Source organism: Bacteroidia bacterium, from assembly GCA_027493955.1.
GTDB lineage: Bacteria > Bacteroidota > Ignavibacteria > SZUA-365 > SZUA-365 > JAOSJT01.
Window position 1 is genome coordinate 3,569,574 of the sequence record JAOSJT010000001.1, and the last position, 26,981, is coordinate 3,596,554.

14 protein-coding genes and 1 tRNA gene are annotated in these 26,981 nt (G+C 53.8%); all 15 read left to right on the top strand.

Translation table 11 applies throughout. The features are described 5' to 3' along the window. Positions 1-175: 175 nt before the first annotated feature. The 15 genes from M5R41_13655 to smc all read left to right on the top strand — a co-directional run bounded on the left by M5R41_13655 (position 176) and on the right by smc (position 26,960). Positions 176-2,545 (top strand): HD domain-containing protein, encoded by a 2,370-nt coding sequence (locus M5R41_13655; protein ID MCZ7557440.1) that lies wholly within the window; start codon positions 176-178, stop codon positions 2,543-2,545. 3 nt (positions 2,546-2,548) lie between these two features. After that, positions 2,549-3,370: a glutamate racemase gene (gene murI / locus M5R41_13660; protein MCZ7557441.1), complete on the top strand. Its 822-nt coding sequence runs from the start codon at positions 2,549-2,551 to the stop codon at positions 3,368-3,370. Positions 3,371-3,580: 210 nt separating this feature from the next. Further along, positions 3,581-5,659 carry an acyl-CoA mutase large subunit family protein gene (locus M5R41_13665; GenBank protein ID MCZ7557442.1) on the top strand — a complete coding sequence of 693 codons (2,079 nt, stop codon included), beginning with the start codon at positions 3,581-3,583 and terminating at the stop codon, positions 5,657-5,659. Between the two features lie 16 nt (positions 5,660-5,675). Further along, positions 5,676-7,856, top strand: a complete 2,181-nt coding sequence (gene scpA, locus M5R41_13670) for a methylmalonyl-CoA mutase (GenBank protein ID MCZ7557443.1) — start codon at positions 5,676-5,678, stop codon at positions 7,854-7,856. Between the two features lie 205 nt (positions 7,857-8,061). Beyond that, positions 8,062-11,763 carry a T9SS type A sorting domain-containing protein gene (locus tag M5R41_13675; GenBank protein MCZ7557444.1) on the top strand — a complete coding sequence of 1,234 codons (3,702 nt, stop codon included), beginning with the start codon at positions 8,062-8,064 and terminating at the stop codon, positions 11,761-11,763. A gap of 95 nt (positions 11,764-11,858) precedes the next feature. Then, positions 11,859-11,943, top strand: a tRNA-Leu gene (locus M5R41_13680). 441 nt (positions 11,944-12,384) lie between these two features. Then, the gene (locus M5R41_13685; protein MCZ7557445.1) at positions 12,385-13,209 is read left to right on the top strand and encodes an NAD+ synthase; all 825 of its coding nucleotides are present in this window, start codon (positions 12,385-12,387) and stop codon (positions 13,207-13,209) included. Between the two features lie 80 nt (positions 13,210-13,289). Further along, positions 13,290-15,284: a hypothetical protein gene (locus tag M5R41_13690; protein MCZ7557446.1), complete on the top strand. Its 1,995-nt coding sequence runs from the start codon at positions 13,290-13,292 to the stop codon at positions 15,282-15,284. Between the two features lie 6 nt (positions 15,285-15,290). Continuing rightward, the gene (gene obgE / locus M5R41_13695; GenBank protein MCZ7557447.1) at positions 15,291-16,313 is read left to right on the top strand and encodes a GTPase ObgE; all 1,023 of its coding nucleotides are present in this window, start codon (positions 15,291-15,293) and stop codon (positions 16,311-16,313) included. After that, positions 16,310-17,356 carry an iron ABC transporter permease gene (locus M5R41_13700; protein MCZ7557448.1) on the top strand — a complete coding sequence of 349 codons (1,047 nt, stop codon included), beginning with the start codon at positions 16,310-16,312 and terminating at the stop codon, positions 17,354-17,356. The genes obgE and M5R41_13700 overlap by 4 nt, the downstream gene beginning before the upstream one ends. A 73-nt stretch (positions 17,357-17,429) precedes the next feature. Beyond that, the gene (rpmH, locus tag M5R41_13705) at positions 17,430-17,585 is read left to right on the top strand and encodes a 50S ribosomal protein L34 (protein MCZ7557449.1); all 156 of its coding nucleotides are present in this window, start codon (positions 17,430-17,432) and stop codon (positions 17,583-17,585) included. A 390-nt stretch (positions 17,586-17,975) separates the two neighbouring features. Further along, positions 17,976-18,197: a membrane protein insertion efficiency factor YidD gene (yidD, locus tag M5R41_13710; protein MCZ7557450.1), complete on the top strand. Its 222-nt coding sequence runs from the start codon at positions 17,976-17,978 to the stop codon at positions 18,195-18,197. A 23-nt stretch (positions 18,198-18,220) separates the two neighbouring features. Continuing rightward, positions 18,221-20,083: a membrane protein insertase YidC gene (gene yidC / locus M5R41_13715; protein MCZ7557451.1), complete on the top strand. Its 1,863-nt coding sequence runs from the start codon at positions 18,221-18,223 to the stop codon at positions 20,081-20,083. A gap of 646 nt (positions 20,084-20,729) precedes the next feature. Then, the gene (locus tag M5R41_13720; protein ID MCZ7557452.1) at positions 20,730-23,375 is read left to right on the top strand and encodes a hypothetical protein; all 2,646 of its coding nucleotides are present in this window, start codon (positions 20,730-20,732) and stop codon (positions 23,373-23,375) included. Positions 23,376-23,399: 24 nt separating this feature from the next. Beyond that, complete coding sequence (gene smc / locus M5R41_13725; protein MCZ7557453.1) at positions 23,400-26,960, top strand: chromosome segregation protein SMC; 3,561 nt, start codon at positions 23,400-23,402, stop codon at positions 26,958-26,960. Positions 26,961-26,981 lie beyond the last annotated feature (21 nt).

Sequence of the window (26,981 nt, forward strand, 5' to 3'; positions counted from 1 at the left end):
ACGTGTTTTCAACATGAATGATTCCTTGAGGTTGGGTGCGTGAAACACATTGAAACAAAAGGACTTACAGCCCGATGTACGGCTTTTCCACTTATCCACATCCGTAATAATAATCGTTATATTTATTCTATCACTCCCTTGTGAATATACTTGACGTGTGGGTAGGGCCGGAAAAATGACTGCTGTTCAGAATCTGAAGCGTTTCTGGAACGAACAGACAGACGTAAAATCACTTTGTCTTTGTCTGACAGGCAGTGTTGCACGAAGTGAAGCGACCGCTTGCTCCGATACCGACATTCTGCTGCTCATGGAGGAGGGGCGCGAGGATCCGGAGGAATATGCACATGTAGCCCGTGACCTGCAGAGTGTGATTGGCCGGTCGAGCATTGTCTTTCGTTCTGTTGATCAGCTCGCTGATTTGCTCATACAGGACATGCGGTCGTGGCTTGCGTTAACGGATTCGCGCTTCGTGGCTGGTTCTCGGGAATTGTATGTTCGTTTGTGGGATGCCCTTGCGAAACAATGCCAACACTCCTATCCCGTCATTTTTGAAAAACTGAAAGTTCTGACACTCGATCGTCACGCGTTGTATGGGGCTTCTACGTCCTTGCTCGAGCCGAATGTAAAAAGCAGTGCAGGGGCGTTGCGGGACGTTTTGGCTATCACCTATCTGGAGGTCATACACCTTCTCCGGAATGCTGATACTGCGGTTACGGGAATATCGGACTGGGCCGCACTTATTTCGAACGCTTCACTTCTCCCTGAGCGGAGAAAAGCGGTTTTGGAAGCACGTTCCTTTTTTCTTCTTGTACGACGCAATCTCCACGAGGTGACCGGTCATTTGAATGACACCTTGAAGTTCGAGCTTCAGCCGCATGTAGCGAACGCCACAACGAGAGACACAAGTGGAAAAGACGTCGCTATGGTGGAGCAATTCATGCGCCGCTATTATCAGCATGCGCGCAATGTGCATCTGGCACTGGAACTTTCGTTTTATGATCACGAAGCTACACCTGTCCATTTTCCCGAGACAGAAGATCACACTGTCATTCATCTCCCTGTTCATGGATTCTCTCATGGAAAGGAAATCCTGAACATGTTCCTGATGTCGGCACAGAATGGCGGGCGTCCCGGGAGTGACGTCATACGCGCGCTTACCGGAGAAAGGCGGTACGATTATTCAGGCACCGCATGCGGACAGATATTCGATGAAATTTTACGGGGAGACCTGCGCGTAGGATCAACCTTGCGGAGCATGCACGAATGGGGCGTGCTGAAGATGGTCTTTCCTGAATTTGCGACCGTTGAGTTTTTTTTCCAGCACAATATCTACCACTATTTCACGCTGGACGAGCACATCATTACAATGATAGAGAAAGCTGAAGCGCTGGGAAACGATACATCCGTCTTTGGGGATGTGTATCGATCACTTCGTGATATCTCCGTCTTGTTCTATGCCGTCCTCCTGCACGACATAGCCAAACCAGTAGACCTTGTGCGACACGAAATCGTAGGCGCAACAATGGTGCCCGAAATACTGCGACGATTCGGAAGGGAGGACGCGGCCGGGGATGTCGCTTTTCTCGTCAGATGGCATCTTGCAATGGAGCAAATGGCGTTCCGCCGGGATATCCGTGATGAGGCGGCATTGATGTCCTTTCTGGATTTGGTACAGACTCAGGAGAGACTGGATTTTCTTCTGCTTCTGACCTATGCGGATATGGCCGCATTGAATCCCGGCGTACTCACGGACTGGAAAAAAGTGATGCTGCTTGAACTGTATCATGCCGCCTCTGCGAGACTCCGCGGAGGAAGCGAAGAAGATGGAGAGGTAGAAGGGGTGAGAGTAGGTGAGCAGACAGAACCGACGGCATCGGAATCGCTTCTTCGGCGCGCTATGGAAGATGTGCGTGAAGGGGAACCAGTGCGCATTTTCGTCTTCCAGCATCAGGCCTACACGGAAATCCACGTCATCTGTCTGGATCGTCCGCTTCTTCTCACGCAGCTTTCCGCAGCGCTGCTCGGTGCGGATGTCAATGTTATTGACGCGACGATTGATACGAGAAACGATATCGCGGTGGACATATTCCGTGTTACCGATATTGTCCGCAACGGCTGTCTCGATCAAGCCGGAATAATGAGAGCGAGGGAGACACTTCGTCATGTATGCACCGCCGAAGTAACAGGGGAAGAACTCTTCCAACAATTCAGGAGAAAATGGATTCGGAGGATTCGCCGGACGGTGAGGGATAGCGTCAAAACCGATATCGCTTACCTGGACACAGGCGATGGGAAATTTGGCGACAGAACGATCATCGAGGTATACGCGCCTGATGCGTTTGGTTTGCTGTACATACTTTGCAGGGAAATTTCTTCGTTTGGATTGAACATCGTATTTGCCAAAATTGCTACTCGAGTAGATGGAGTCGTCGATTCATTCTACGTACTGGAAGCATCGGGACATCCATTCACTGATCCTCTTCGGAGAGAACAGTTGCGCCAATCGTTGTTGCGACACATCAAAGACGTATCGCATATGGAGTGATCCGTGCTTCCTCTGAACATTCCTGAGCAGCAAAAGCGAATCGGTGTTTTCGATTCCGGCATCGGAGGTCTGACGGTAGTGCGGGCTTTGATGGAACGATTGCCGTTCGAGAATATCACGTACTTCGGTGATACTGCGCGCGTACCCTATGGCAGCAAGTCGGCCGAGGTGGTGCGCGAGTACGCTTTTGAGGACACACGTTTTCTTCTCAAACATGGCGTAAAGCTCATTGTCGTCGCGTGTAACACCGTGTCCGCAGTGGCGATCGATGATCTGCGTTCGCATTTCTCCGTGCCGATCATAGGAATGATTCAACCCGGGGCTACTGCCGCTGCTGCCGCAACGACGTCGGGCCGCGTCGGTGTGATTGGAACCCTGGCAACCATCGCGAGCGAGTCCTATCAAAGAGAACTGAAAACTCTGGACCGACGGCTCGAGGTGCTGTCACGTGCGTGCCCGCTCTTTGTGCCTCTTGCCGAAGAGGGGTGGACTGATCATCCCGTTTCTCAAATGGTTGCGAACGAGTATTTGTCTGATCTGAGGCAACATCATGTTGATACCCTCATACTTGGCTGTACGCATTATCCCATTCTCAAATCCGTCATCCAGAAAGCGGTTGGGAACGACGTTACACTCATAGATTCCGGCGAAGCCGCTGCGGCGGAGGTGGAGTCGCTGCTTCGTACGCAACAGCTGCTCAACCCGTCGAATCAACAGCCGAATCACGAATTCTTTGTCTCCGACGTCCCTCAGAAATTCAAGCACCTCGGCAGTCTGTTTCTCGGAAAGCCGGACCTGCGCGTCCATCGCGTGCACCTTCCGTGACACGCGTCATGACATTGTCTCCCAAATCCTCGGTTGACTCCTACGTACGCAGGTTTGCCTTTATCCCGGCAGAATTCGTGTCTGCGGGCAAGCGATGCATTGCCCTTTTTTTGAAAAGACACAATAATTCGCTAAATTTATCACAACTATGCGGCTTTTTAATGCTGCATTTTGGTTTTCCACTCTACATTACGACGAAGAGTGCTGATTATGACAGAGCAGAACAAAGAGAAAGAGAAAAATCCACTGTTTTCGGAGTTTCCGATACCTCTGAAGGAGGATTGGTTCCGCATAGTGGCCGAGGATCTTGAAGGAGGGGACTTTGACCGAAAGCTGGTTTGGAAAACGGAAGAAGGTTTCTCCGCGCAACCACTGTATTTCCCTGACAGCATGATTGAACTCTCCCACGCGGCGTTTTATCCGGGTGAGGCGCCGTTTGTCCGAGGTGCTGCTTCGTTGCCGTCGGACGAAAAGCCGTGGTCCATCTGTCAGTCACTGTCAACACCCGATCCCGCGGAGGCAAACCGGGAGTTGCTTGATTCTCTGAAACGCGGTCAGCACGGATGCTCCATACGTTTCGATCGGGCGGCGGTTCTCGCGGAAAGAAAATCCAGTGTACAGCACTATCTGGCTGTGGATGGCGTTTGCGTTCAGTCCCTTGATGATATGGCGGTGCTTCTCAGAGATGTACCGGCAAAAGCCGAGATTGAGCTGCGGGGTGGACTCTCGTCGCTGCTCCTTCTCGGAATGGCTCTGGAAGTGGGCATCACTCCGCATCATGTAGATTTCGATCCGATCTCCCGGCTCCTAATTGACGGAAGTCTTCCCATGTCGTTCGAGGACTGTATGGCGTTGGCAGCCAACACCATACGGTCAATCGAAGCATCAACACCGACAACATCCATTGTTTCCGCGAGTGGAGAATGTTTTCATAATGCCGGAGCGACGGCGGTGCAGGAAATAGCTTTCACGCTCGCCGCAGGGGTTGAATATCTTGATGCGTTATCGTCCCACGGTATCGATACGGAATCAGCAGCGAAGCGCATGGGCTTCACGTTCGCCGCAGGCACAAATTTCTTCATGGAAATCGCGAAACTGAGGGCCGCTCGCGCGCTTTGGTCCAAAATTCTGTTTCATTTCGATGAAAACGCGGCACACTGCGCCCCCATGCGCATGCATGTACGAACATCGTGGAGACAGCAGACGAAGTACGATCCCTGGGTCAACATGCTTCGGGGAACGGTCGAGTCCATGGCTGCGGCGTTGGGCGGGGCGGACTCCATTTATACGGCACCATATGATGAGGCTGTGACAGCACCCGGGGCGTTTTCCAAACGTATAGCCAGAAACGTGCAGATCATTCTTCAGGAGGAGGCACACCTGGGCCAAACCGTTGATCCTGCCGGTGGTTCGTATTACATCGAAGAATTGACGGCGTCTCTTGCCGAACATGCCTGGACGCTGTTCCAGTCCGTCGAGAAGGAGGGCGGTCTTCTTCAGGCCGCGAAGAGCGGAAGCGTACAGACGCAGGTGCTGGAAGCGGCAGGAAGAAAGCAGCAGGATATGGCAGGCAGAAAGTCCATACTGATCGGTACGAATCAGTACCCGAATCCGACAGAAGCGGCGTTGGAGCAGAATACTACTGTTCAAGAAATGGCGGGTACGGTCAGGGAAACCGTACTCGGAAAGATCTCCCGCAAAATGGACCTTGAAGGCGCTCCGGATGCGACGCGATTTGAATCCCTCATGGATACGTTGCGCTCCGGTGCAGCTCTGTCCGAAATCTTTGAAACGATACCTGTGACCGGGAACTCACCGAACGTCACGCCGCTGCCGCAAGTACGGGCTGCATATATGTTCGAGAAGCTGAGAGATGCTGTCGAAAGCAGTCCGGCGAAACCCGTGATCTTCCTTGCCACGCTGGGACCGGTATTCTGGCGACGCGCTCGTGCGACGTTCGCGTCGGGATTTTTCGGAACCGCAGGGCTGACGGTGATAGACAATCCCGGCTTCGCTTCTCCTGAAGAGGCCTGCGACGCCGCCCGACAGGCCGGAGCGGATATTGTGGTCATCTGCAGCGACGATGAGAGCTATGGATCGGTCGTGCCCACCATGGTGCGGACGCTCAAGAGTACGCAGGCAGGGATGCAGATCGTTGTGGCCGGCTATCCGAAAGACAATATTGACGCGCTGCGCGCTGCCGGCGTGGACCAGTTTATCCATGTCAAAGCCGACGTGGCGGCGGTACTCGCTTCCATGCTCGAGAATTTTGGAATCGACCAGAAATGATGGCGAGGCAAAAGAAATGAAACCGGATTTTTCACGTATAGCCTACGACTTCAACGAGTTCACTTCACGCGGGTTGGGTGGCTGGCATGAGCGAGCGGTTCGCGATGCGGAGGGCGAGCTGCCGGACCAACGCGTGTGGATGACGCCGGAACAAATTGGAGTCCGTCCCATGTATTCCGCTGCGGATCTGACAAAGCTCGAGCATCTGGACTTTCTTTCCGGCATTCCTCCGTTTTTGCGTGGTCCTTACTCCACCATGTATGTGCAACGTCCGTGGACGGTGCGGCAGTATGCCGGATTCTCCACCGCGGAGGAATCCAACGCCTTTTATCGCAGAAACCTTGCCGCCGGCCAGAAAGGGCTTTCCATCGCCTTCGACCTCGCGACACATCGCGGCTACGATTCGGATAATCCGAGAGTTGTCGGCGACGTCGGTAAAGCAGGAGTAGCCATCGACTCCATCCTTGACATGCAGATTCTGTTCGACCAGATACCGCTCGATAAAATGTCCGTCTCCATGACCATGAACGGTGCCGTGCTTCCCATTCTGGCGCTGTACATCGTCGCAGCGGAGGAACAGGGCGTTTCGATGGAAAAACTCAGCGGCACCATTCAGAACGACATTCTGAAAGAATTCATGGTCCGCAACACCTACATCTATCCGCCGACTCCTTCGATGCGCATCGTATCGGACATCATTGCATTCACTGCCCGTCACATGCCGAAGTTCAACTCGATTTCCATTTCCGGTTACCATATGCAGGAAGCGGGTGCCACAGCGGATATCGAAATGGCATATACTCTTGCCGATGGTCTGGAGTATGTGCGCGCGGGCTTGAATGCCGGCCTGGATATCGATGCCTTCGCTCCCCGGCTGTCCTTCTTCTGGGCGGTGGGGATGAATTTCTTCATGGAAATCGCCAAAATGCGCGCAGCGCGCATGCTGTGGGCGAAACTCATTCGACAATTCAATCCCCAAAACCCGAAATCCATGTCGCTGCGCACACACAGCCAGACCTCCGGATGGAGTCTGACCGAGCAGGATCCCTTCAACAATGTCGCCCGCACCTGCGTCGAGGCCCTGGCCGCCGCGCTGGGACACACGCAATCGCTGCATACCAACGCACTCGATGAAGCCATAGCCCTGCCTACGGATTTTTCAGCCCGCATCGCCCGCAACACGCAGTTGTTCCTTCAGGAAGAGACGCAGATCTGTCGCAGCGTCGATCCCTGGGCGGGTTCCTATTACGTCGAGCGTCTGACGCATGAGCTTGCACACCGTGGCTGGGAGCTGATTCAGGAAGTGGAAACCTACGGAGGAATGACCAAGGCGATTGAAGCCGGCCTGCCGAAAATGCGCATTGAGGAAGCGGCAGCAAGAAAGCAGGCACGAATTGATTCAGGTAAGGACACCATCGTCGGCGTGAATAAGCATCGGCTGGAGAGGGAAGATCCTATTGACATCCTCGAGGTGGACAACAGCGCCGTTTTGGAAGCGCAAAAGAAAAGACTTGAAATTCTGCGGGCCAATCGTAACACCACTGATGTACGCAATGCTCTGGAGCACGTACGAGAAACCGCGGCCGGCGATGGCAACCTGTTGGATGCCTGCGTCAATGCTGCTAGATTGCGTGCAACCGTAGGAGAGATTTCAGACGCCATGGAAGAAGTGTTCGGTAGACACAAAGCTGTCATTCGCTCAATCACCGGGGTGTATTCCAGCGAAGCCGGAGACGACGCAGATTTTGTCAATGCGCGCGAGCTTACGGACCGCTTCGCCGCACAAGAGGGTCGCAGACCACGCATTATGATCGCCAAACTGGGGCAGGATGGACATGACCGCGGAGCGAAAGTGATTTCCACCGCCTTCGCCGATCTCGGCTTCGATGTGGATATCGGTCCGCTGTTCCAGACGCCGGAGGAAGCGGCGCGTCAGGCAGCGGAAAACGACGTGCACATCGTCGGCGTCTCGAGTCTCGCCGCCGGGCACAAAACTCTGGTACCCGCGTTGCTCGAAGCGCTTCGTGCCATCGGGCGGGAAGATATACTCGTCGTTGTTGGCGGAGTGATTCCCGTACAGGATTACGAGTTTCTCTACGCCGCCGGCGCTTCGGCCGTGTTCGGACCCGGTACCGTTATCGCGAAAGCCGCGCAGCAACTGATGCACATTCTTCTTCGCGAAACGACAGAAAGCTGAACATATCCGCTTCTATCAGCAAGACGCACTTTCCCAGGGGAGGTGCGTTTTTTTTACGGGAGCGACGATTCATCAGCAGGACCCTTCTGGTTTCACTTCATCTGTCCCGCCTGTCTGTATATCGCTAACGGGATTGCGATTGACAGGGGTGTTTCCTACTATACACCAGACGATTTCTCCTCTCACACCGAATCGGACCGCAGACATGAAAACGCATGCGTTCTATAAACTTACGTCGATACTTGTCGGGTTGATATGCAGCGTTTCTGCAGCACACGCGCAGACCATCGCCTACGTGGCTCCCGACATCGGGGCTCCGGGAATGAACACCATGGTGGAAATCGTGGCTCCTCATCTCTCCCTTAGGACCTTCGGTGTGGATGGCTTTTACGCCAACAACGCCGGTGACGCGGTGCGCGTGGTCTGTGTCGATCCCGATGATACCAACCGTGTCACTATTGGTCCGGTGGTAGTTTCCTGGGATGGCAGATTGATCACGACTCAGATCTTCGTGCATCCGGATCAACAGCCGACCAGCAGCTATTGGTACAGTGTCGGGCCGGATTTCGAGATACCGCTGCAGGTGTACGCGAACGGTTCCTACGGGAATAGCGAGATTTTTTATATCGTCCGTCCGCAACCGCAACTGTTCTCGACTGCAAGCGGCGAAATCGGCAGCGGAGGAGTGTGGGGGGTACGCTCCAAAAGGGGAGCGATGATCGTGGACAGTGTAGATCTCTCGGGCGCTCAGTACTCGATATCCACTCTCGATCCGGATGCTGCTACACCAGGCAATCAGGGATATCTCCCCATGGTGCTTCTTTCGAAAGGACCGGTACGCACCGGACCTTCGACTATCATTCACGTCAATGCAGGCGGCAAATTTGGTGGCCCGGGCGGCGGCGGCGGTGGCGGCAATTTCTGCGACTGGAGTGGTATCGGGAGCGATGGCGGGGATGGATTTACCGGTGGTGGTCCCGGTGGAAGAAATCGCGCCGGAAATCCCTTCGGATCCGACGAGTTTCGAAATCCCGGAACGGGATCGGGGGCGTTTCAGGGCAGGACGGGAGGCAGTCTCACCGGTGTACCGGGTGGCGATTCTCCCGCATACGAAGCGTCGGGAGGTGGCACCGGACATCCCTTCGGTAATTCGGGTACCGGATGTTCGGACGGCAGCGCCTGCAATCCTCCCGGCGGCTATGGCGGGGGAAGCGGACAGCAACAGACACAGAACGGCGGCGCGGGCGGATATGCGACGCCCGGTCAATCCTCACGCAACAATAATGGCGGCAATGCCCACGGAAACGAAATGATCGTTCCGCTTGCCGGCGGGAGCGGTGGCGCGAGCGGCAATCCGCAACTCGCCTTCTCCTGTTCCGGGGACGGCGGTGGCGGCGGCGGTGCGGTGCGACTCTATGGTCGCAGCGTGAATGCATACTTACTCACTTCGAATGGCGGAGATGGCTCCTCCGGTTCAAGTGCGCACGGCGGAGCCGGGTCCGGGGGAGCGGTCTCGGTTGAAGGCAAGCTCACGTCCGGAGTCTGGAAGCTCACGGCGCTCGGAGGCAATGGACCTGGGCCGCGCGGTGGCGCTGGAAGAGTGCGTATGGATGGACCTGTCGGTTGGTACAGCGGTGCGCTGCCGACGGAAGAGAGCATGTACTTCGGACCGTCTACCGACACCTCTATGTTTGTGCCGAAGCGCTTTCAACTGACCGGCACCGGAAACGGCGAGGACATAAGTCTGTACATCAAATCCGCGCGCAGTCCCTGGACGCGAAGCGCGGTTGTGTCGGGATATTCCGGCACGCAATGGACGCACGAACTGACTGTTCCGGATGGCGATGGAATGTATTTTGTTGTGGCTCTCCAGGCGACGGCCGCACCGTCGTCACATCGTTTCTCGGCTGTACCGTCGCATATCATGTCGCAGGCCGCGGCGAATATTCTGCTGTCCAGAGCGGCGCCACGCATCGCGGCCGCTGTCCCGGATCCGCTGCCGACGCTGCGCTGTGATGATGAGGCGTTCGATACGTTGTTCATCAGAAACGACGGCGATGCCGCACTTGAACTGTACCGAATCGAGTTTTCGTCCGGCGGCAGCGGTTTTTCCGTTGTCGAACCCACAGGACTTCCGCTTCAGCTTCAGGAAGGTGATTCCGTTCGATGCGTCATTCGCTTCACAAGGGTGCCCGGGACCTCGGGTTCCATTCGCGACACAATGAAAATCTTCAGCAACGATGAGACTGCCACACGCAATCCGTTGAGTGTTCCGCTTGAGATTCTGCTGGAAAACGCGGAGATAGCGTTCGACCAGACGGATATCCGCATGCCGGATGTCGTTCTGTGCGAGCGCTCTTTCGCGGACACGACCATTGCGCTTCGCAATACCGGAACGGTACCGATGACCATCGGAGTTCCGGATATTGTCGGTGCTTCCGTGTCGCTGATCAATCCGCAGGCCAACGTCTTTCCTCTTATCATTCCCGTCGGCGGAGCGGTGGATATTACCCTTCGCATCGCGCACACCGGCTCCGGAACGCAATCATCCACCGTGAGCTTCACAGCGGACAGCGCCGGGTGTTTTGCGCCTGCCATCGTCGTCCTGACCGGAAGCGCCGGCGAGGCGGATCCCGTACTGGACGCGGTAGTGGATACACCGCTCCTGTATTGCTTCGGAGAGCAGGCGGAGGTACGCACCACCTTGCGCAACGAAGGAGATGTGGCGATCACGGTGCGTTCCATCGGCGTGGACAATGGCAATTGGGAGATCGTGTCGCCCGTCGCGCCGCTTATACTGACGCCGTCGTCGTCTGTAAATGTTGTCGTGCGGTTTCAGCCGTTCTCCACCGGAGTGCACAGCGGGAATCTGCGCGTCGAAGCGCAGCCCTGCGATATCGTGCTGACACAGCCGCTGACCGGCAGACGGGATTCCGTCGGCGCGCGGGGGAACGACATGTCCTTCGGCGTGCGCCATACGAGCGAATTTCCGATCGAGCAACGCACTGTCATCGTAAATACCGGAGTTGTTGCTCTGTCAATACAACAACTGAATCTTCCCGTCCCTCTCGAACTGTTGACGCCGCTGCCGGTCGCCATAGCGCCGGGCGATTCGATCGAGCTTGTCGTGCGCTTCAATGATCCCGGCATCGACGGATCCTGGACCTGGTCCGTCGCCGCGGCATCCGATCCTCTTTGCGATTCACTGCGCTTTTCCATCGAGGGGGGGAGGGGAGATGCATCGGTGGAAATTGTTGTCGGAGACGCCGCCGCGGCAGCCGGGGAGGAAGTCGCTGTCCATGTGTTTCTGCGAAACCTCCGATCGCCGGGCGTTTTCGGAGCCACTTCGGTTTCCTCCACCCTCGTGGTAGACGCATCGCTGCTGGTGCCCTTGTTCCAGCCGGCGGGTACGGTTACCGCCGGGGTGCGGCGCATTCCGGTGACGATACCCCTGATGGCGGATGCGGATGGCATTGCCGCGACATTTCGTTTTGTTGCCACACTGGGTTTGTCGGAATCCGCCCCGATGACCCTGGAGCAAAGTACTCCGGTCGGTGGAAGGCTCTCGATCATCGAGCGTCCGGGGACCTTCGTGCTCGAGGATATTTGTCGTGAAGGAGGCACACGTTTATTCGACGCTTCGAACAGGGCCGGTATACGCTCCACGCACCCGAATCCATTTAATCCGGTAACGGAAATCCGCTATGCGACAATCGAAGCGGGGCATACCGAGCTGCGTATCACGGATTATCTCGGAAGAACGGTGGCTGTGCTTGCGCAAGGCATACGCACCCCCGGTGTTCACACAGCACGCTTCGATGCGCACGGTCTGCCGTCCGGTACCTATTTTGTTGTATTGCGCACTCCGACACAGTTGTACAAAAAAGCTGTTGTCCTGACGAAGTGAAATGGCAGGCAAGACGTCCCGTTCCGGCGGGTTCCGTCGAGTCATGCAGCAATGGCTTGCATCGCGATGCGGCATTGACGAAATTGTGTATTGCCGCTCGAGTGGCGGAATTGGCAGACGCGCTGGACTCAAAATCCAGTGGGCTTTAAACCCGTGCCGGTTCGACCCCGGCCTCGAGTACAGAAAGCTGTCCGTAGCAGGGCAGCTTTTTTTTTTCTCTCCGGCTACAGGTAATTCAAATGTCGCTTGAGGAAGTCATTCTCTCTCGCGTGACACATCGTTCCATCGATGTTTCACTCTGTGGTTGATAAACAGTCCGCCGTTTCCAGGGTCATCATACCGGAGAAAATGTTGAATAAGCTTTGTCCCAACTACTACTGGAGATCGTCGAGAGCCGCGCCCCCTTCTCTCCTGTGTAAACAGAAGTACTGCACTGTAACCGTAAGGTAGTTGACCAGAATTTTGCGATAGAATCCGGTAAAAGCGTAGTCCAGTCTCACATCGCATGGCTTTGCACAATCGGGTCGGTTTTTTTTTCATACTGCCCCTGCGGTGCAGAATCGTGATCATTGATTCAGGCGGGGTTGTTTCGTAAGTTATCTCTATTTCATGGAATGCCCGATGTTACCTCAACTGAAACTTGATGAATCTTCAGCCGCCGGGCTTCTTACCGCTTTCCTGAAGGAAGAAGCCGGAAAAGCCGGCTTCTCCCGCGCGGTTATCGGACTCTCGGGCGGGGTGGATTCGGCCTTGAGCGCCTCGCTTGCCGCGCGGGCTTTCGGGCCGGAGAATGTGCTTTGCGTTCTCATGCCGTATCGCAGCAGCAGCGCGGACAGCGTGGAGCACGCGAGTCTGCTCGTTCATGCCCTCGGAGTCCGTTCGGAGCTGGTGGATATTTCCGCCATGGTCGATGCCGTCATCGCCACCGATGCGGACATGGATCGCATGCGACGGGGAAACATCATGGCGAGGCAGCGTATGATCGTGCTCTACGACCGCTCCGCGCGGGAACGGGCGCTGGTCATCGGAACGGGTAACAAGACGGAAGCTCTGTTGGGGTATACCACACTGTACGGCGATTCCGCCTGCGCGCTCAATCCCCTCGGTGATCTGTACAAAACGCAGGTATGGCAGCTCGCCCGCTGTATGGACGTTCCCCGGGAGATCGTCGAAAAGGCCCCGAGTGCGGATCTCTGGTCCGGACAGACCGATGAGAGTGAGCTCGGTTTTACCTATGAGCAGGCGGATACCGTGCTCTACTATCTGGTGGACGAGCGTCGGAGTAGCGAAGAGCTTACCGCCCTGGGGTTCGACAGCACGTTGATCGAGCGCATCACGCGGCTGATCCGGCAAAATCAGTTCAAGCGGGTGCCGCCGCTCATAGGCAAGATCGGCTTCCGGACCATCAACGCCGATTACCGATATCCAAGAGATTGGGGTCTGTAATTCCAGTCACAGTTTTACCTGCGGCGCATTTTTCGTACCTTTGCTATCAGGCCGTCATAGATTCAGGAGTCACACAGCTCATGTTCGAACGGAAAATTGAAGAGATTACCGCGCTGTTTTCACGCATCACCATCGGTGAGCAGGACAGCATCATCGCCCGCCAGATCAATGCCGCTGAGATTCCGCAGAGTCTGAAGCTGTTTTTCGAGCGGGACATCGACCTATGGGTGTCGGAAGAAAAGCTGCGACTGCTCGATTCCGCCCACTTCGTGTACTCCGATGACGACGTCATACGCAAATTCGATTCCATTGTCGAAGTACTTCCGCAGTACGCGCGTTTCTCGGCTCTGGAATTCCGGCACGCGCTCGATCGTAATGTGAGTCTGCTCTTCAACTACGTCTGTCGGCCCCAATGGTCGCTCGTCAGGTACTTTTTTACCGACCGCGAACATGTACCGACCGTCGAAATAGAGCGCGGGATGAAGTATTTCTGGCACTATGAGTACTACCGTCTTATCCTGACGGAATATTTTTCGAAGAAATCCATATCGGTCATCGATGCGAGGAAATTCGAGGAACTGATAAAAAACATAGACAACGAGATTACGCGAAGCTTCGACAGCAAAAAGCTCGCGTCCCTGACCGAACCGATCTTTGAGCTTTTCAATGTCGGTAATGACAGTGAAACGCCTCTGGTGCCGATGGAAGCCCTTTCGATTTTCTTCGACGACAAGGGATTGACTTCCATCGTTGAACACATTGACCAGGAGAAAACGCGTCGTGAATACATCAACATGCACGACCTTGTTCTTCTCATTGGAGACGTGGATTTTACGATGAGCCTCGACATATCCTCTATTGTCAGCCAGCATGTACGCGCTCTTGGCGTGCATCCTCCGGAGCGCGTGGCGCACGCGGGGCGGGATTTCGAGGTCCCGAGTTTCCCCGTCATTGAACAGGAGCCCGTAGACATCGCTGACGGAGAGAGGCACCTCGATTTTGTGATCAGCGACGAGGAGCAGGGAGTTATCGAGCGTGACTTCGATTCTCTGCACGAAGCCGACGATGATGATGATGCCGAGAATGACTTTCCTTCGTATGATGCGTTCAAACCGGCGGATGAAACGGAAATGGACGATGAGCTACGGGAAATCCTCACCGATACCACGGAGGATGTGCCGGAAACCCAATCGGGCATTACCGAAATCGAAGAGGAAGACGACTACCCCGCATACTCGGTCACCGAAGAAAGTATTCTCGATCTCGAGGAACGACTCAACGTCGAGCCGGAGACCGAGTTTTCCGTGGACTCCGACGATATTGACGTTGAGCCCGATGCGGCAGCTGCACCTCTGCGTGATGATCTTGATGTCGTTGCGGAATTGGGGCTGCTTGATGATGAAGAAGTATCCTTGACCGGCGGCAACCTCATCAACGATGACATTGAGATGGATATTCTCCTCGATGACGAGGATGATATCGCCGAGGATTCCGCTGACGCGACGGAACCGGCGGAGCTGGACATCGATTGGGAGAAGGAGGCTGCAAGTATCCCGGATTTGGCTCTGGAGGAAACGTCTCTTCACACAAGCAGCCCGGTATCGACGGTTCCTGAGGAGAAAGAACTGCAGAGCAGCGAAAACCTCAAACCCGCTGAAGAATTGCTCTCTCAGTTGCAGCTCGATGACGTCGACGATATCATCGCCCCACCCAAACAACAATCCTTCGGCGACATCCCTTTGATCGAGAACGACGACTTCCCGCGTCGCAATGCGCCATCGCCGGAGCAGGATGCAGAGGAAGTTCCCATTCCCGCTGACGATGTGATTCGCCAGTTTGGTGATCTATTTCAGCAGATCAGCGTCTCGGATCAGAAAAAATATGCGAAGAAGCTCTTTCGCAAGAATGACGACACTGTCAAACATGCGCTTGCGGTCCTGAATGGTAAGCCGTCCTCGAGGGAGGCTTCGGAGTACATTGATGAGCTGTTCATCAAGTATGATGTGGACATGTACTCTCGCATTGCCGTTCAGTTTACCGATGATGTGTACAAGCGTTATTTACCAAAGAAGTAACCCAGCGTGTTTGTTGACGAAGTTGAAATCAGCGTATCGGCGGGCAATGGAGGAAAGGGACTCGTAAGTTTCCGCCGCGAAAAATACGTTCCCAAAGGCGGACCGGACGGCGGCAATGGTGGCCGGGGCGGCGATGTTGTTCTCCAGGCCAGTTCACAGCTCCACACCTTACTGGACCATCGCTATAGAAGAAGCTATACTGCGGGCGACGGCGCAGCGGGCGGCACAGCGCTGAAAACGGGCCGCTCGGGTGCGGATGAAGTGATACTCCTGCCGACAGGCACTATCGTGCGCGATGCAGTATCCGGTGAGATGATCGTGGACCTCGTACGCAACGGACAACGATTCGTCGTGGCACGCGGCGGTTTGGGTGGAAGAGGGAACGCCGAGTTTAAAAGCGCGACGCATCAAACTCCCAGAAACGCGGAACCAGGTCGTCCGGGAGAAGCCCGGCAACTACAACTGGAACTGAAACTCATCGCCGATGTCGGTCTCGTCGGCTTTCCCAATGCAGGGAAATCCACTCTCATTTCCAGACTTTCGGCCGCCCGTCCAAAAATTGCTGACTATCCCTTTACCACGCTCGAACCGAATCTGGGGATAGTGCAATATCGGGAGTACGACAGTTTCACCGTGGCGGATTTGCCTGGTTTGATAGAGGGAGCGCATGAAGGGAAGGGTCTTGGTATTCAATTCCTCCGGCATGTGGAGCGGACGCGCGTTCTGATGATTCTGATAGAGAGCTTCAGCGACGATTTTTCGAGGGATATCGGCATACTTCGCGGGGAGCTTGCGATGTACAGCAAGCATCTCGAGCAGAAACCATGGTTCCCGTGTATTTCGAAGAAAGATGTTGCTGATAACGATCTTGAGAGTAGAATTTCTTCGCTTTCACTGGAGCTCGGTAAACCGGTTCTCGCTTTCTCATCCGTGAGCGGTGAGAACCTGGACACCTTGAAAGATGCGATGTGGGAAGCCATTCGTGTGGAACGTGATCATGATAGCACAGTGGATGACGACGAGGCGTGAGGGCTTTACCAGACATGCTTCCGGGTGCCGGTAGCGGGAACATCATTCGCCCTTGGGAAACGCTCCGCCTCACATTCCTGCTTCTTCTGCTTTTTCTGTCCGTCGCCACATTTGCGCTGACGGTTGGATCGTACACTATCGATCTGGACACGCTATTTCGCATAGCAACGGGAGACCACTCGAGTGTCGTGGATGCTACTGCACGTGAAGTTCTCTTTCACATTCGCCTTCCACGCGTCATGATGGCTGCTTCGGTGGGTGCCGGCCTATCGATGGCCGGCCTAATCTTCCAGGTCCTGCTGAGAAATGTTCTTGCCGATCCCTATATCCTCGGAGTGAGTGGCGGAGCGTCGGTCGGAGCGCTTATCGCCATTGTTTCCGGTGCCTCCGCGGCCTCCCTCTTCATGCAACCACTTTTCGCTTTTCTGGGATCACTGGTGGTAATCGTCCTCGTCGCTGCCGTGGGTCTGCGATCAGGGGCAAGATCAAATACCCTGCTGCTCAGCGGCGTCATGATCGGGACCTTTTTATCTTCTGTAATTCTCGTGCTTGTGTCGACGACGGATACCTCCATCCGCAGCGCGCTGTTCTGGCTCATCGGCTATCTGGGAAATACGACAACGACACAGGTCAGCATCGCTGCTCCGTTGATCGTGTCCATTGGTCTTGTCGCTACGCTGCTTGCCGGAAAAATGAACCTCTTGTCATTGGGCGAGACCACCGCATCGCAGCTTGGCCTTGAAGCACGGCGTTTGCGTATCGTGCTGTTTTTTCTTGCGTCGATGAGTACGGCGGTCGTTGTGAGTTTTGCCGGTGCTATCGGTTTTGTGGGCCTTGTCGTTCCGCACGCGTGCAGACTTTTCACCGGACCGGATCACAGAATTCTGCTGCCGTCGGTTTTTTTCACCGGCGCGACTTTCACCATACTATCGGACATTCTCGCGAGAACCATCGTGCATCCTGTTGAACTTCCGGTGGGTGCGGTCACCGCGGCACTCGGAGCACCGGTATTTCTCGTTTTGCTGCTCCGGTCACGGCAATAAAGTATTGCTTTTTGTCATCCATTCGTTGTACATTACATGTTCTGTTGAGTATACCACTATTTTTTGTAGAGTCATGAAGAGAACATTTCAACCGAGCGTCAGGAAAAGAAAAAACAAGCACGGATTTCGCCAGCGAATGGCGACGAAGAATGGTCGCAAAGTCCTTGCCCGGCGCCGCGCAAAAGGCCGCTGGAAGCTCACGGTCAGTGACGAACCGCGCTACCGGTAAGCGCCAGCAATACGGAATCTCGAAGTCGGAGATTCTCCGCGGACACGACGCTTTCAGAACCGTTTTTTCGGGTTCTCAAAGTTTTCAGTCTCGTTTCATCCGCTGCTATTACCGAATTGAGAAACAGATCCCACCGTATGTCTGTATGGTGGGATTTGCTGTTAGAAAAGCAGGCGGTGCCGTATACAGAAATCGCGCGCGAAGGTTGATGAGAGAGTCCTGGCGATGCAAAAAGCTTGAACTGGCGCAACTTTGCGAAAACCGCCTTTTACGAATGCACATTGTTTTTGTACTCGACGTACCACGTGTAGGCGGGAAGTTGCTCTACGGTGATGCAGATGCTCACATGAAGGATTTGCTTTTCGATCTCATACGTATGGCGGAAACCTCATGAAACGGTTCTTGGCACTCATTCTTGTCGCCATAGTACGGTTGTATCAGTCCGTGATCTCACCTCTGTTTCCGCCATCCTGTCGCTTTTATCCTACCTGCTCCAGCTATATGATTGAGGCCCTTACAAAGCATGGCCCGTTTCGCGGTACCTGGCTTGGCCTCCGCAGAATTTCGCGCTGCCACCCATGGAATCCGGGTGGCTACGATCCGGTCCCTTAAGAATAATTTCAGAGACTTCCATCATGGACAGACAAGCAGTCATCGGTTTCGTGCTCATTGCAGTGATTTTCATCGTCTGGATGTTCTACATGGCGCCGGAACCCCAGCCGCAACAACCCAAAGCAGAGCAGCCATCCGCTGCCGCGCAGGAACAACAGGTTCAGAAGGATACGAACGTAAGTCTGCCTTCATCGACAGATACGGCGGTTGATACCCTTGCACCGAGCATACCCCAACAGCGCTTTGGCCGATGGTTCGCGGAAACTTCCGACGGTGAGAAGCGAAGCATCGTGGTAGAAACAGAAAAATACATTGCAGAAATATCCACCCATGGCGGGTCTATCGCGCGATGGACACTGAAAGGATTCAACACCTGGGATGGACGTCCGCTGCAGTTGATTGACTGGAAACGCAGCAGCGATTTCAACCTCGTGTTCGCATCTTCCGACGGTCGATACATAGATACAAAAGATCTGTATTTCCAGATAAGTACGGAAAAAAACCACTCTCGCGCCAAGCTCGCTGATAATGATTCCCTTGTCGTTGAAGCCCGCTTACCTGTGAAGGGCGACAGCGCCGCCATAGTCAAGAGATACGTTTTTCGAGGAAGCGGTTATGCGATCGACCTCGATGTCGAAATGCACAACATGGCTGATATCATCGCGAATTATGAATACCAGCTCACTGTCCACTCACCGGCTTTGACGGAAGCGAACAGCGTGGAGGAAGCGAGTTTCGCCGAAGCCCACGCGTTCGTCGACGGCAAGCGCGATTACCTGGATGCCACAAGCGAATCCGAAAAGGAGAAGCTCAACAAAGAGGGAGAAGCGCTCTGGATGTCGGTAAACAACAAATACTTTACCCATGCGGTGATGGCCCGGGATGGCTTCGTCGGAACGGGAGTGTATCTCGAAGGGATCATGATACCGCAGAGGAATAAAGGTCAACGGGAACTCTATGAGGCGGCGTTCAGAGTCAAGTACAGGGGAAGGGAAGTAGAACGGTCCACGTTTTCGCTGTATCTCGGACCTATGGATTACGATGAGCTCAAATCGCAATACGAGGGTCTCGAACAGACGCTCAGTCTTGGATGGGCCTTCATCGTGCGACCCTTCTCCGAATACCTGGTCATGCCGTTATTCTCTTTTCTCCACGGCTTTATTCCCAACTTTGGCTGGGTTATCATTATTTTCTCCATCCTCATCAAGATTCTCCTGCACCCGCTCACGAAAACCAGCATGAAATCCATGCAGCGTATGCAAAAGCTGCAGCCGATGATGAACGAGCTTCGCGAGAAGTACAAAGATGATCAGCAGAAGCAGAACATGGAGATCATGAAGCTCTATAAAGAGTACGGAGTTAATCCCGCGGGTGGATGTCTTCCTATGCTACTGCAGTTCCCTATTCTTTTTGCCCTCTTCAGTATTTTCCGGTCAACCATTGACCTCCGTCAGGAGCCCTTCATGCTCTGGATAACGGATCTCTCCGGTCCGGACATTATGTTCAGATTGCCGTTCGAATTACCACTTCTCGGCATGAGCTTCGTCAGCGGACTCGCACTTCTTATGTCCATCACCATGTTCATTCAACAGAAGATGAGCATAAAGGATCCACGACAGAAAGCCATGGTGTACATGATGCCTGTGATGTTCTGGATTCTATTTAATTCCTTCCCCTCCGGCTTGAACCTCTATTATTTCATGTTCAATCTTCTGTCCATCGGTCAACAGTGGTACATCAATAAAAAACATGAAAATGAACCGCTGGTAAAAGTCGCACCAAAGAATGGGAAGAATAAACTGAGCTGGACCGAACGTGCCATGGCAAATATGCAGGAAAAGGCGAAGCAACAAGGAAAGAGCTCAAAATCAGGGAAGAAGTTCTGACCACTTGTCCAAGCTACGAAAAAAGGCGGCGCAGATTGCGCCGCTTTTTGTTTCACGTGGAACAGATCAGGTGGTTTCGGCTTCGCTCAACCATCAGCCGGGCCATGAGCGGAGTCGAAAGGCCTGAGTGAGTTTCGACTTCGCTCAACCACCAGCCGGGCCATGAGCGTAGCCTAAAGGCCTGAGCGAGTTTCGGCTTCACTCAACCACCGGATGGGCCCTGAGCGTAGCCGAAGGGCTTGAGCGAGTTTCGACTTCGATCAACCACCGTACGGGACCTGAGCGGAGCAGAAGGACCCTGAGTGAGTTTCGACTTCGCTCAACCCCCAGCCAGGTCATGAGCGTAGCCGAAAGGCCTGAGCGAGTTTCGAGTTCGCTCAACCACCAGCCGGGCCATGAGCGTAGCCGAAGGGCCTGAGCGAGTTTCGGCTTCGCTCAACTAACGTGCAGGGGCCGCTGTTTCGACTCCGCTCAGTCACAGTACGAGGATCAGCAGTGTGTTTCACGTGAAACACCGTGTAGACTGACCATGTACTATACATATTATGCTGTTAGTGTCCTTAATTATTGTTTATGGTCGCCGCCTTTGTTCACTGATGCGTGTTTCGTAAATTGTTAATCTTGCATCAGAGGTAGGTACTTTTTCATGCTGCACATACGAGTCAAAGACACACTGTCGTTCGTCGGGACGGCTATAGCGGTATTGTTGTGGATATTCATCGTTCCAGAGCACATGCACGCACAGATTGAATTTCTGGAGCAGAAACGACCTGTACGAACGGACATAGGCATGGGTTTGCTCACGTCGAACGCGACGCACACTATCATCGATTTGAATGGTGAGTGGCGCTATAAGGTGGTTGATTCAGACCAATGGTACAGTGTGAATATTCCTTCATCCTGGAAAGGTACGCACCGGGCTGTTTTTCGGAAGGAACTTAACATCGCGCCAAGTCTCTATGCTTCTCGCGCATTCCAGTTGGTGGCTTTGAGCATTTCCAATTATTGCGAAATCTCCATCAATGGGCAGTTTGTGGGTAAGCACTCCGGACTCACGTCGTTCAGTTTCAATGTATCTCCCGGTGTGCTGAAGCAGGGCAGAAATACGATCGAAATCCTGGTCCATAATGAACTGAATACCAAGGAAACCTTGCCGCCGTACGAACAGCTGTGGAGCAGGATGAACTATGGCGGAATAGTTCACGATATCGCACTTGTCGCCAGAAAATCGGTGTGGGTGCAGGAAACGTACCTGAAAGCGTCAGGAGGTGGGGATGGCAAATCCGGGACGCTGATGTACCGCGCCTATCTCAGTTCGGGTCGTCTGAAGAATATCAAGGGAGATTCGGCGTCGGGATTCGGCGAATTCGGTCGCTCTGTCGTCAATCATACGATCGAGCTTCTCGATCCCGTGACCATGCAGGTTCTCGCGTCAAGCGAAACACAGCGTCTTGTCGTTGAATCGGATCGTCTCAAGGAAGTGCAAATCACACTCACGATTCCGTCGGTGAAACAGTGGTCTCCGGAATCACCGAATATGTATCTGCTCCGGCAGCGGACCATGCAGGGTCAGACGCTGCTCGATGAATCGTATGTGCACGTGGGATTTAAAAACCTGGAAGTACGTGGATCGGATGTATACCTGAACGGAGAAAAGTATTTTCTCAAAGCGCTGACATATATGGAAGATTCTCCATGGCACGGGCGTTCGCTGTCCATTGATGAAATGGAACGGGATGTTCTGATGATGAAGAATCTTGGTACCAACGCGGTGCGGCTTTTCGCGGGTGCGGTTCATCCGTATTTTCTTTCGCTGTGTGATCGCTACGGACTTCTGGTGTTCCATGATGTTCCTATGACCTACGCACCTTCCGAGGTGATACGCAAAACGGGTATTTTGACGACGGCCAAAAATACCGTGAGAGAGTTGCTGATGCGGGATAACTGGCATCCTTCTTTTGCCTCCATCGGTATTGGTCAGGGATTGGAAGGGACGAACGAAATATGGAGAGAGTATCTGTCGGAACTCTCCTCCTCCATCAAAAAACAGCACGATGTTCTGATTCACGCCTCATTCCGGGATTTACCTGCCTCGATGGAAGAAGGGCTGATACATCTCGTGGGATTGGACATACCACTCGGGCAAGAAGCACAGGTGCTTTCACGGATTGAATCCATCGATACGCGGAATCTCGGGTTGCCGATATTCATTGCGTCTCTTATGTATCCCGTACAAATTGGCAACTATAACGGATATAGCGATCCGCCATCTATAGATGCGCAGGGACAGTTTTTTCTGAATGTCTACCGGAACGTCCGGCAACAGGGCTTCGCGGGTATAACCATTCATTCCTTTAGTGACTGGGCGGTATCACGGCCGATCATGATCGTGGACAGAGTACATCAATTCACTGCCACGGCGGGAATCGTTGACAGGTACCGGCAAAAACGATTGGCCTATGATGTATTGAAGGCGAATTTCAATAATGAAAAGCCGCCGGTTTTGGTGTCCGGTACTTACACAGAAGATCATCCCGTTTCCTTTGTGGTAATCGGCATCGTCATCATTTTTCTCTTCGCGCTGGTGTACAATATTTTCCGTCGTTTCCGGGAGAATGTCGTGCGCTCCTTTCTGCGACCCTACAATTTCTATGCCGATGTACGCGACAAACGCATGCTTTCCATTTTTCAGACATCGATGGTCGGATTGCTCGGTGCGTTATCGGCAAGTCTTCTGTTTGCGAATCTGCTCTATTTCTGGCGCATGGATCCGGTGGCGGATCATCTTCTCGCTCAACTGCTGCACAGCGTCTGGTTGAAACAATGGATCAACTTCGCTGCCTGGAATCCCCTGGAGAACATCCTGATCACGACGCTCGTGCTTTTCCTGGCGATGCTCACATTTACGCTCTTTCTCCGGGCTCTGGCGTTGCTTTTTCGGGGAAAGGTGTTGATGTTCGACGCCTTCAGCGTAGCGATGTGGAGCGTGCTGCCGATGATCATGCTCTCGCCGCTCGGCATGATACTGTACCGCATCATGGATCAAGGTATCGTGGAAATTCTCGCGGCAATCCTGTACCTGAGTTTCCATATCTGGATTGTCAGCAGACTCCTGAAGGGTAGCGCCATTGTCTTTGATGTGAGGCCCGTGTTTTTCTACATCGGCGGATTCCTCATTATTACCACGGGAGCCGTGTTGTGGCTCTATTCCCTGAATGCAAATTATGACTTCCTCGCCTATCTGCGGTACTTTGCCTCGCTTTGGCTCTCCGCGGGTTCGGCTGTTTCCTGATCACACGCTTTTCCATAGAGGACCATGTATCTCAGCAAGCTCGAAATATTCGGCTTTAAATCATTTGCGAATAAAACCAATCTCGTTCTGAATGATGGCATTACCGCAATCGTGGGACCGAATGGTTGCGGTAAAACCAACATCGTTGACGCCCTTCGATGGTCGCTCGGAGAACAGCGCTACTCAACGCTGCGCAGCGACAAGATGGAAGATGTGATTTTCAACGGCACCAAGGTCAGAAAACCTATCGGTATGGCGGAAGTGTCGCTGACAATCGAAAACAATAAGGGCATTCTTCCGATCGAATATAATGAAGTGACGATAACGCGACGTGTGTATCGTTCCGGGGAGAGTGAATACCTGCTCAACAAGACCGTTTGTCGTCTCAAAGATATCGTGCATCTCTTCATGGATACCGGAATGGGCGCAAACGCGTATTCGGTGATCGAGTTGAAGATGGTCGAGACGATTTTGAGTGACAAGATGGAGGAACGTCGCCGTCTCTTCGAGGAAGCCGCCGGGGTAACTCGCTACAAGGCGCGACGGAAAGAAGCACTGCGCAAACTCGAGGATGTGGAAGCCGACCTGCTGCGGGTGGATGATATCATCGCGGAGGTGAACAAAACGGTAACATCGCTCAATCGTCAGGCCCGGAAAGCGGAACGCTACAATGAAATCCAGGAGCGCCTCCGCATGCTCGAGATAGATGTGCTTCAACGAGATTATAACAGTCTCTTTGATCGCCTCGAGCCATTGGAAGAGCGTCTGAGTACCAGCATCGCTGAGCGAGAATCAATGCGCCTCCATATGGAGGAGGAAGAAGCGCTGGTGGACGTGTATAAAAGCGAACTCGGCGAAATCGAGGGTCGCCAGCATGAGCGTCGAGAGCGGCACGCCGTTGTACTCAATCGTAGCAATGAAACACGACAGACGCTACTCCTGAGTGAGGAGCGCCAACGGTCGCTCCATCAGCGTTCCGAGCGTCTGGCCGAGGCCATCGGGAGTTACGAACAGCGCATTACCGTCATAGACAAGGCAAAAAACGAAATGACGGTGCAGCTCGAACTTCAGGCCGGTGAGTTGGAGCGACTGGAGGTGGAAAGCAACGCTCAACGCGAGGCACACCGGGATATCGAAGAGCAACTCTCTCAGAAAAAATTGCAGGCGGAAACACGGCAAGCGCGTCGACTGGACATCATGCAGGAAGTCACCGCGTTACAGGGTGAATCCGATCGATCGAGCACGCGCCAGGAGTCGATCGAGAACGCCATAATGCGGTTGAACGACGAAGACAGCGACGCCGAAGGGAACCTCGATCAACTTCGGACCGAGGTCGCTGAACAGGGTAAAGGACAGGCCGTGCTTTCGGATACCGTACTCGAAGCCGAAAAGCAATTTCACAGAATGGAAGAGCGGAAGCAGTCGCTCCGGAGCGAAATCGACCGGCTGCAAAACCGAGCGTTCGAGATTCAGGGTCAGATCGGTGAGAAAATGACTCGCATTGACTTTCTCAACGGTCTTGTGGATCGCCTTGAGGGGTACAATGAAAGTGTACAGCACTTGTTGCGCAACAGAGATTGGTCGGCTTCGCGCTATGGTACTATCGCGGACGCGATCAACACCCGTGAGGATTTGCGTATTGCCATTGAAGCGGCGCTCGGTGATGCGGCGCACTTCATTCTCGTCAATGATCTCAACGAAGCTCTCAGTGGTTTGCAGAATCTGAAGGATCATCGCAAAGGGAAAGCGACGTTCGCATGTCTTTCGCGCGTGCCGGAAATGAAAGCAGCGACGTTTCCCATTGCGGGGGATGGTATTCTGGGTTGGGCGGTTGATCTGGTGAAATACGATACGCTGTATCGGGATCTGTTCCACCTTCTCTTGCGTCGCGTGCTGATCGTCCGTGATGCTGAAACGGCTAATGCCTGTATCCGGGAGTATCCGGAACTCCGTTGTGTCACGCTGCAAGGAGATCTCTTCGACAGTCAAGGGATTGTGCGCGGTGGGAGCCACAGCCAGGACGAAGGCAGCATGATCGGAAAAAAGGATCAGATTGCGATGCTCGGCCGCGAAGTGGATGAGCTGAAACGGCATCTGCTGGAGAATCAATCCGCTCTGGAAGATCTGAACGATGAATACACCGCCATCGATCTTCGGAGCTACGCGGAGCAAATGAAGCAGACGCAGCAGGAACTATCCGCGCATGAGCGCAGGGTCGCACAAATTGTTTTTGAGATAGAAAAGCAGGAACGCATCATACAGAAAAATGCCGAGGAGCGCGCGCGCCTGGAAGAGGAACTTGCACAAATTGCTCTTCGTCTTGCACAGATCCATCCGCGCATGGAAATACTGCGAAGCGAGCAGGAAACCGTGGAAACCGAAGTGGTGCGGGAATCCGAGATTCTTACCGAGCTCGAAAAAACGTACAACCGGAGTATGGAGGTACTGACGCAAGCCAATGTCGCGGTCGTGCAGAAGCGCGGTGAAATTCAGAATATGAGAAATGAATTCGATCGCCTCAGTACCACGCTGCACGAAGCGGAGCGTTCGCTGCTGAATGCCCAGGAGGAAATCGTTCAGGCACAGGAAGCCGCAGCTTCCTTGGTTGAAGACATTACGCGTCTCAAGGCCGAGGCCATGCTTCTCGATGAGGAGGAGGCGTCATCCCGGAGTGAACTCGAAGCAATAGAAATGGAGCTTGAAGAAAAGCGTGGTGAAACCCGCCGTATCGAGAAACTGCTCCAGGAAGACCGACAGAAGCAAAACCAAACGATCGGTATCGTGCATGAGACGGAGCTGAAAGTTACCGAAATCCGTCAACGCATTCTGTCGCTCGAGGATCATGCCCGGAATGAATTCGAGATGGAACTCACCCGTTTACCGGGCCAGGAGGAAGACGTCTTTGACCTGGCGCAGGCAAAGGAGGAAATCAATGACCTCCGCCAGAAAATCCGTGCGCTCGGTCCGGTCAATCCTCTCGCCTTCGAGGAGTGGAAGGAAGAAAAGGATCGTCTTGATCTGCTCACAACGCAACGCGAAGATCTTATCGCCTCGCAGCATACGCTTCGTGATACGATCCGCGAGATCAACGAAACGGCGAAGAAGAAGTTTACCGAGACCTTTGCCCTTGTACGCGATAACTTTATCCGCATATTCAAATCTCTGTTCGACGAGGGTGACGAGGCGGATCTCCTTATCGGGGACAATGAGGATCCGCTCGAAGCACGCATTGACATTATCGCGAAACCGCGCGGGAAGCGACCGCATTCGATCGATATGCTTTCCGGCGGCGAGAAAACGCTGACCGCGATCGCGCTGCTGTTCGGGATTTATCTCGTAAAGCCCAGTCCCTTCTGCATCCTCGACGAAGTGGATGCGCCCCTGGACGATGCGAACATAGACCGGTACATTCGAATCCTGCGGGAATTTTCGGAGAACACGCAGTTCATCGTCGTGACACACAATAAGCGAACCATGGCCGCAGCGGATACGCTGTATGGCGTCACCATGGAAGAAGAAGGTGTGTCAAAACTCGTTGCCGTGAATTTCAGCCAGGAAGCGGTCGCCAAGTACACCTACAATTGAGGGCGATACGGTGCTCTTGCG

What these genes read in the sequence shown, in the direction of transcription:
- M5R41_13655 (MCZ7557440.1), top strand. Translation starts at nt 176, where the DNA reads ATGACTGCTGTTCAGAATCTGAAGCGTTTCTGGAACGAACAGACAGAC.
- M5R41_13665 (MCZ7557442.1), top strand. Translation starts at nt 3,581, where the DNA reads ATGACAGAGCAGAACAAAGAGAAAGAGAAAAATCCACTGTTTTCGGAG.
- scpA (MCZ7557443.1), top strand. Translation starts at nt 5,676, where the DNA reads ATGAAACCGGATTTTTCACGTATAGCCTACGACTTCAACGAGTTCACT.
- M5R41_13675 (MCZ7557444.1), top strand. Translation starts at nt 8,062, where the DNA reads ATGAAAACGCATGCGTTCTATAAACTTACGTCGATACTTGTCGGGTTG.
- M5R41_13685 (MCZ7557445.1), top strand. Translation starts at nt 12,385, where the DNA reads ATGTTACCTCAACTGAAACTTGATGAATCTTCAGCCGCCGGGCTTCTT.
- M5R41_13690 (MCZ7557446.1), top strand. Translation starts at nt 13,290, where the DNA reads ATGTTCGAACGGAAAATTGAAGAGATTACCGCGCTGTTTTCACGCATC.
- rpmH (MCZ7557449.1), top strand. Translation starts at nt 17,430, where the DNA reads ATGAAGAGAACATTTCAACCGAGCGTCAGGAAAAGAAAAAACAAGCAC.
- yidD (MCZ7557450.1), top strand. Translation starts at nt 17,976, where the DNA reads ATGAAACGGTTCTTGGCACTCATTCTTGTCGCCATAGTACGGTTGTAT.
- yidC (MCZ7557451.1), top strand. Translation starts at nt 18,221, where the DNA reads ATGGACAGACAAGCAGTCATCGGTTTCGTGCTCATTGCAGTGATTTTC.
- M5R41_13720 (MCZ7557452.1), top strand. Translation starts at nt 20,730, where the DNA reads ATGCTGCACATACGAGTCAAAGACACACTGTCGTTCGTCGGGACGGCT.
- smc (MCZ7557453.1), top strand. Translation starts at nt 23,400, where the DNA reads ATGTATCTCAGCAAGCTCGAAATATTCGGCTTTAAATCATTTGCGAAT.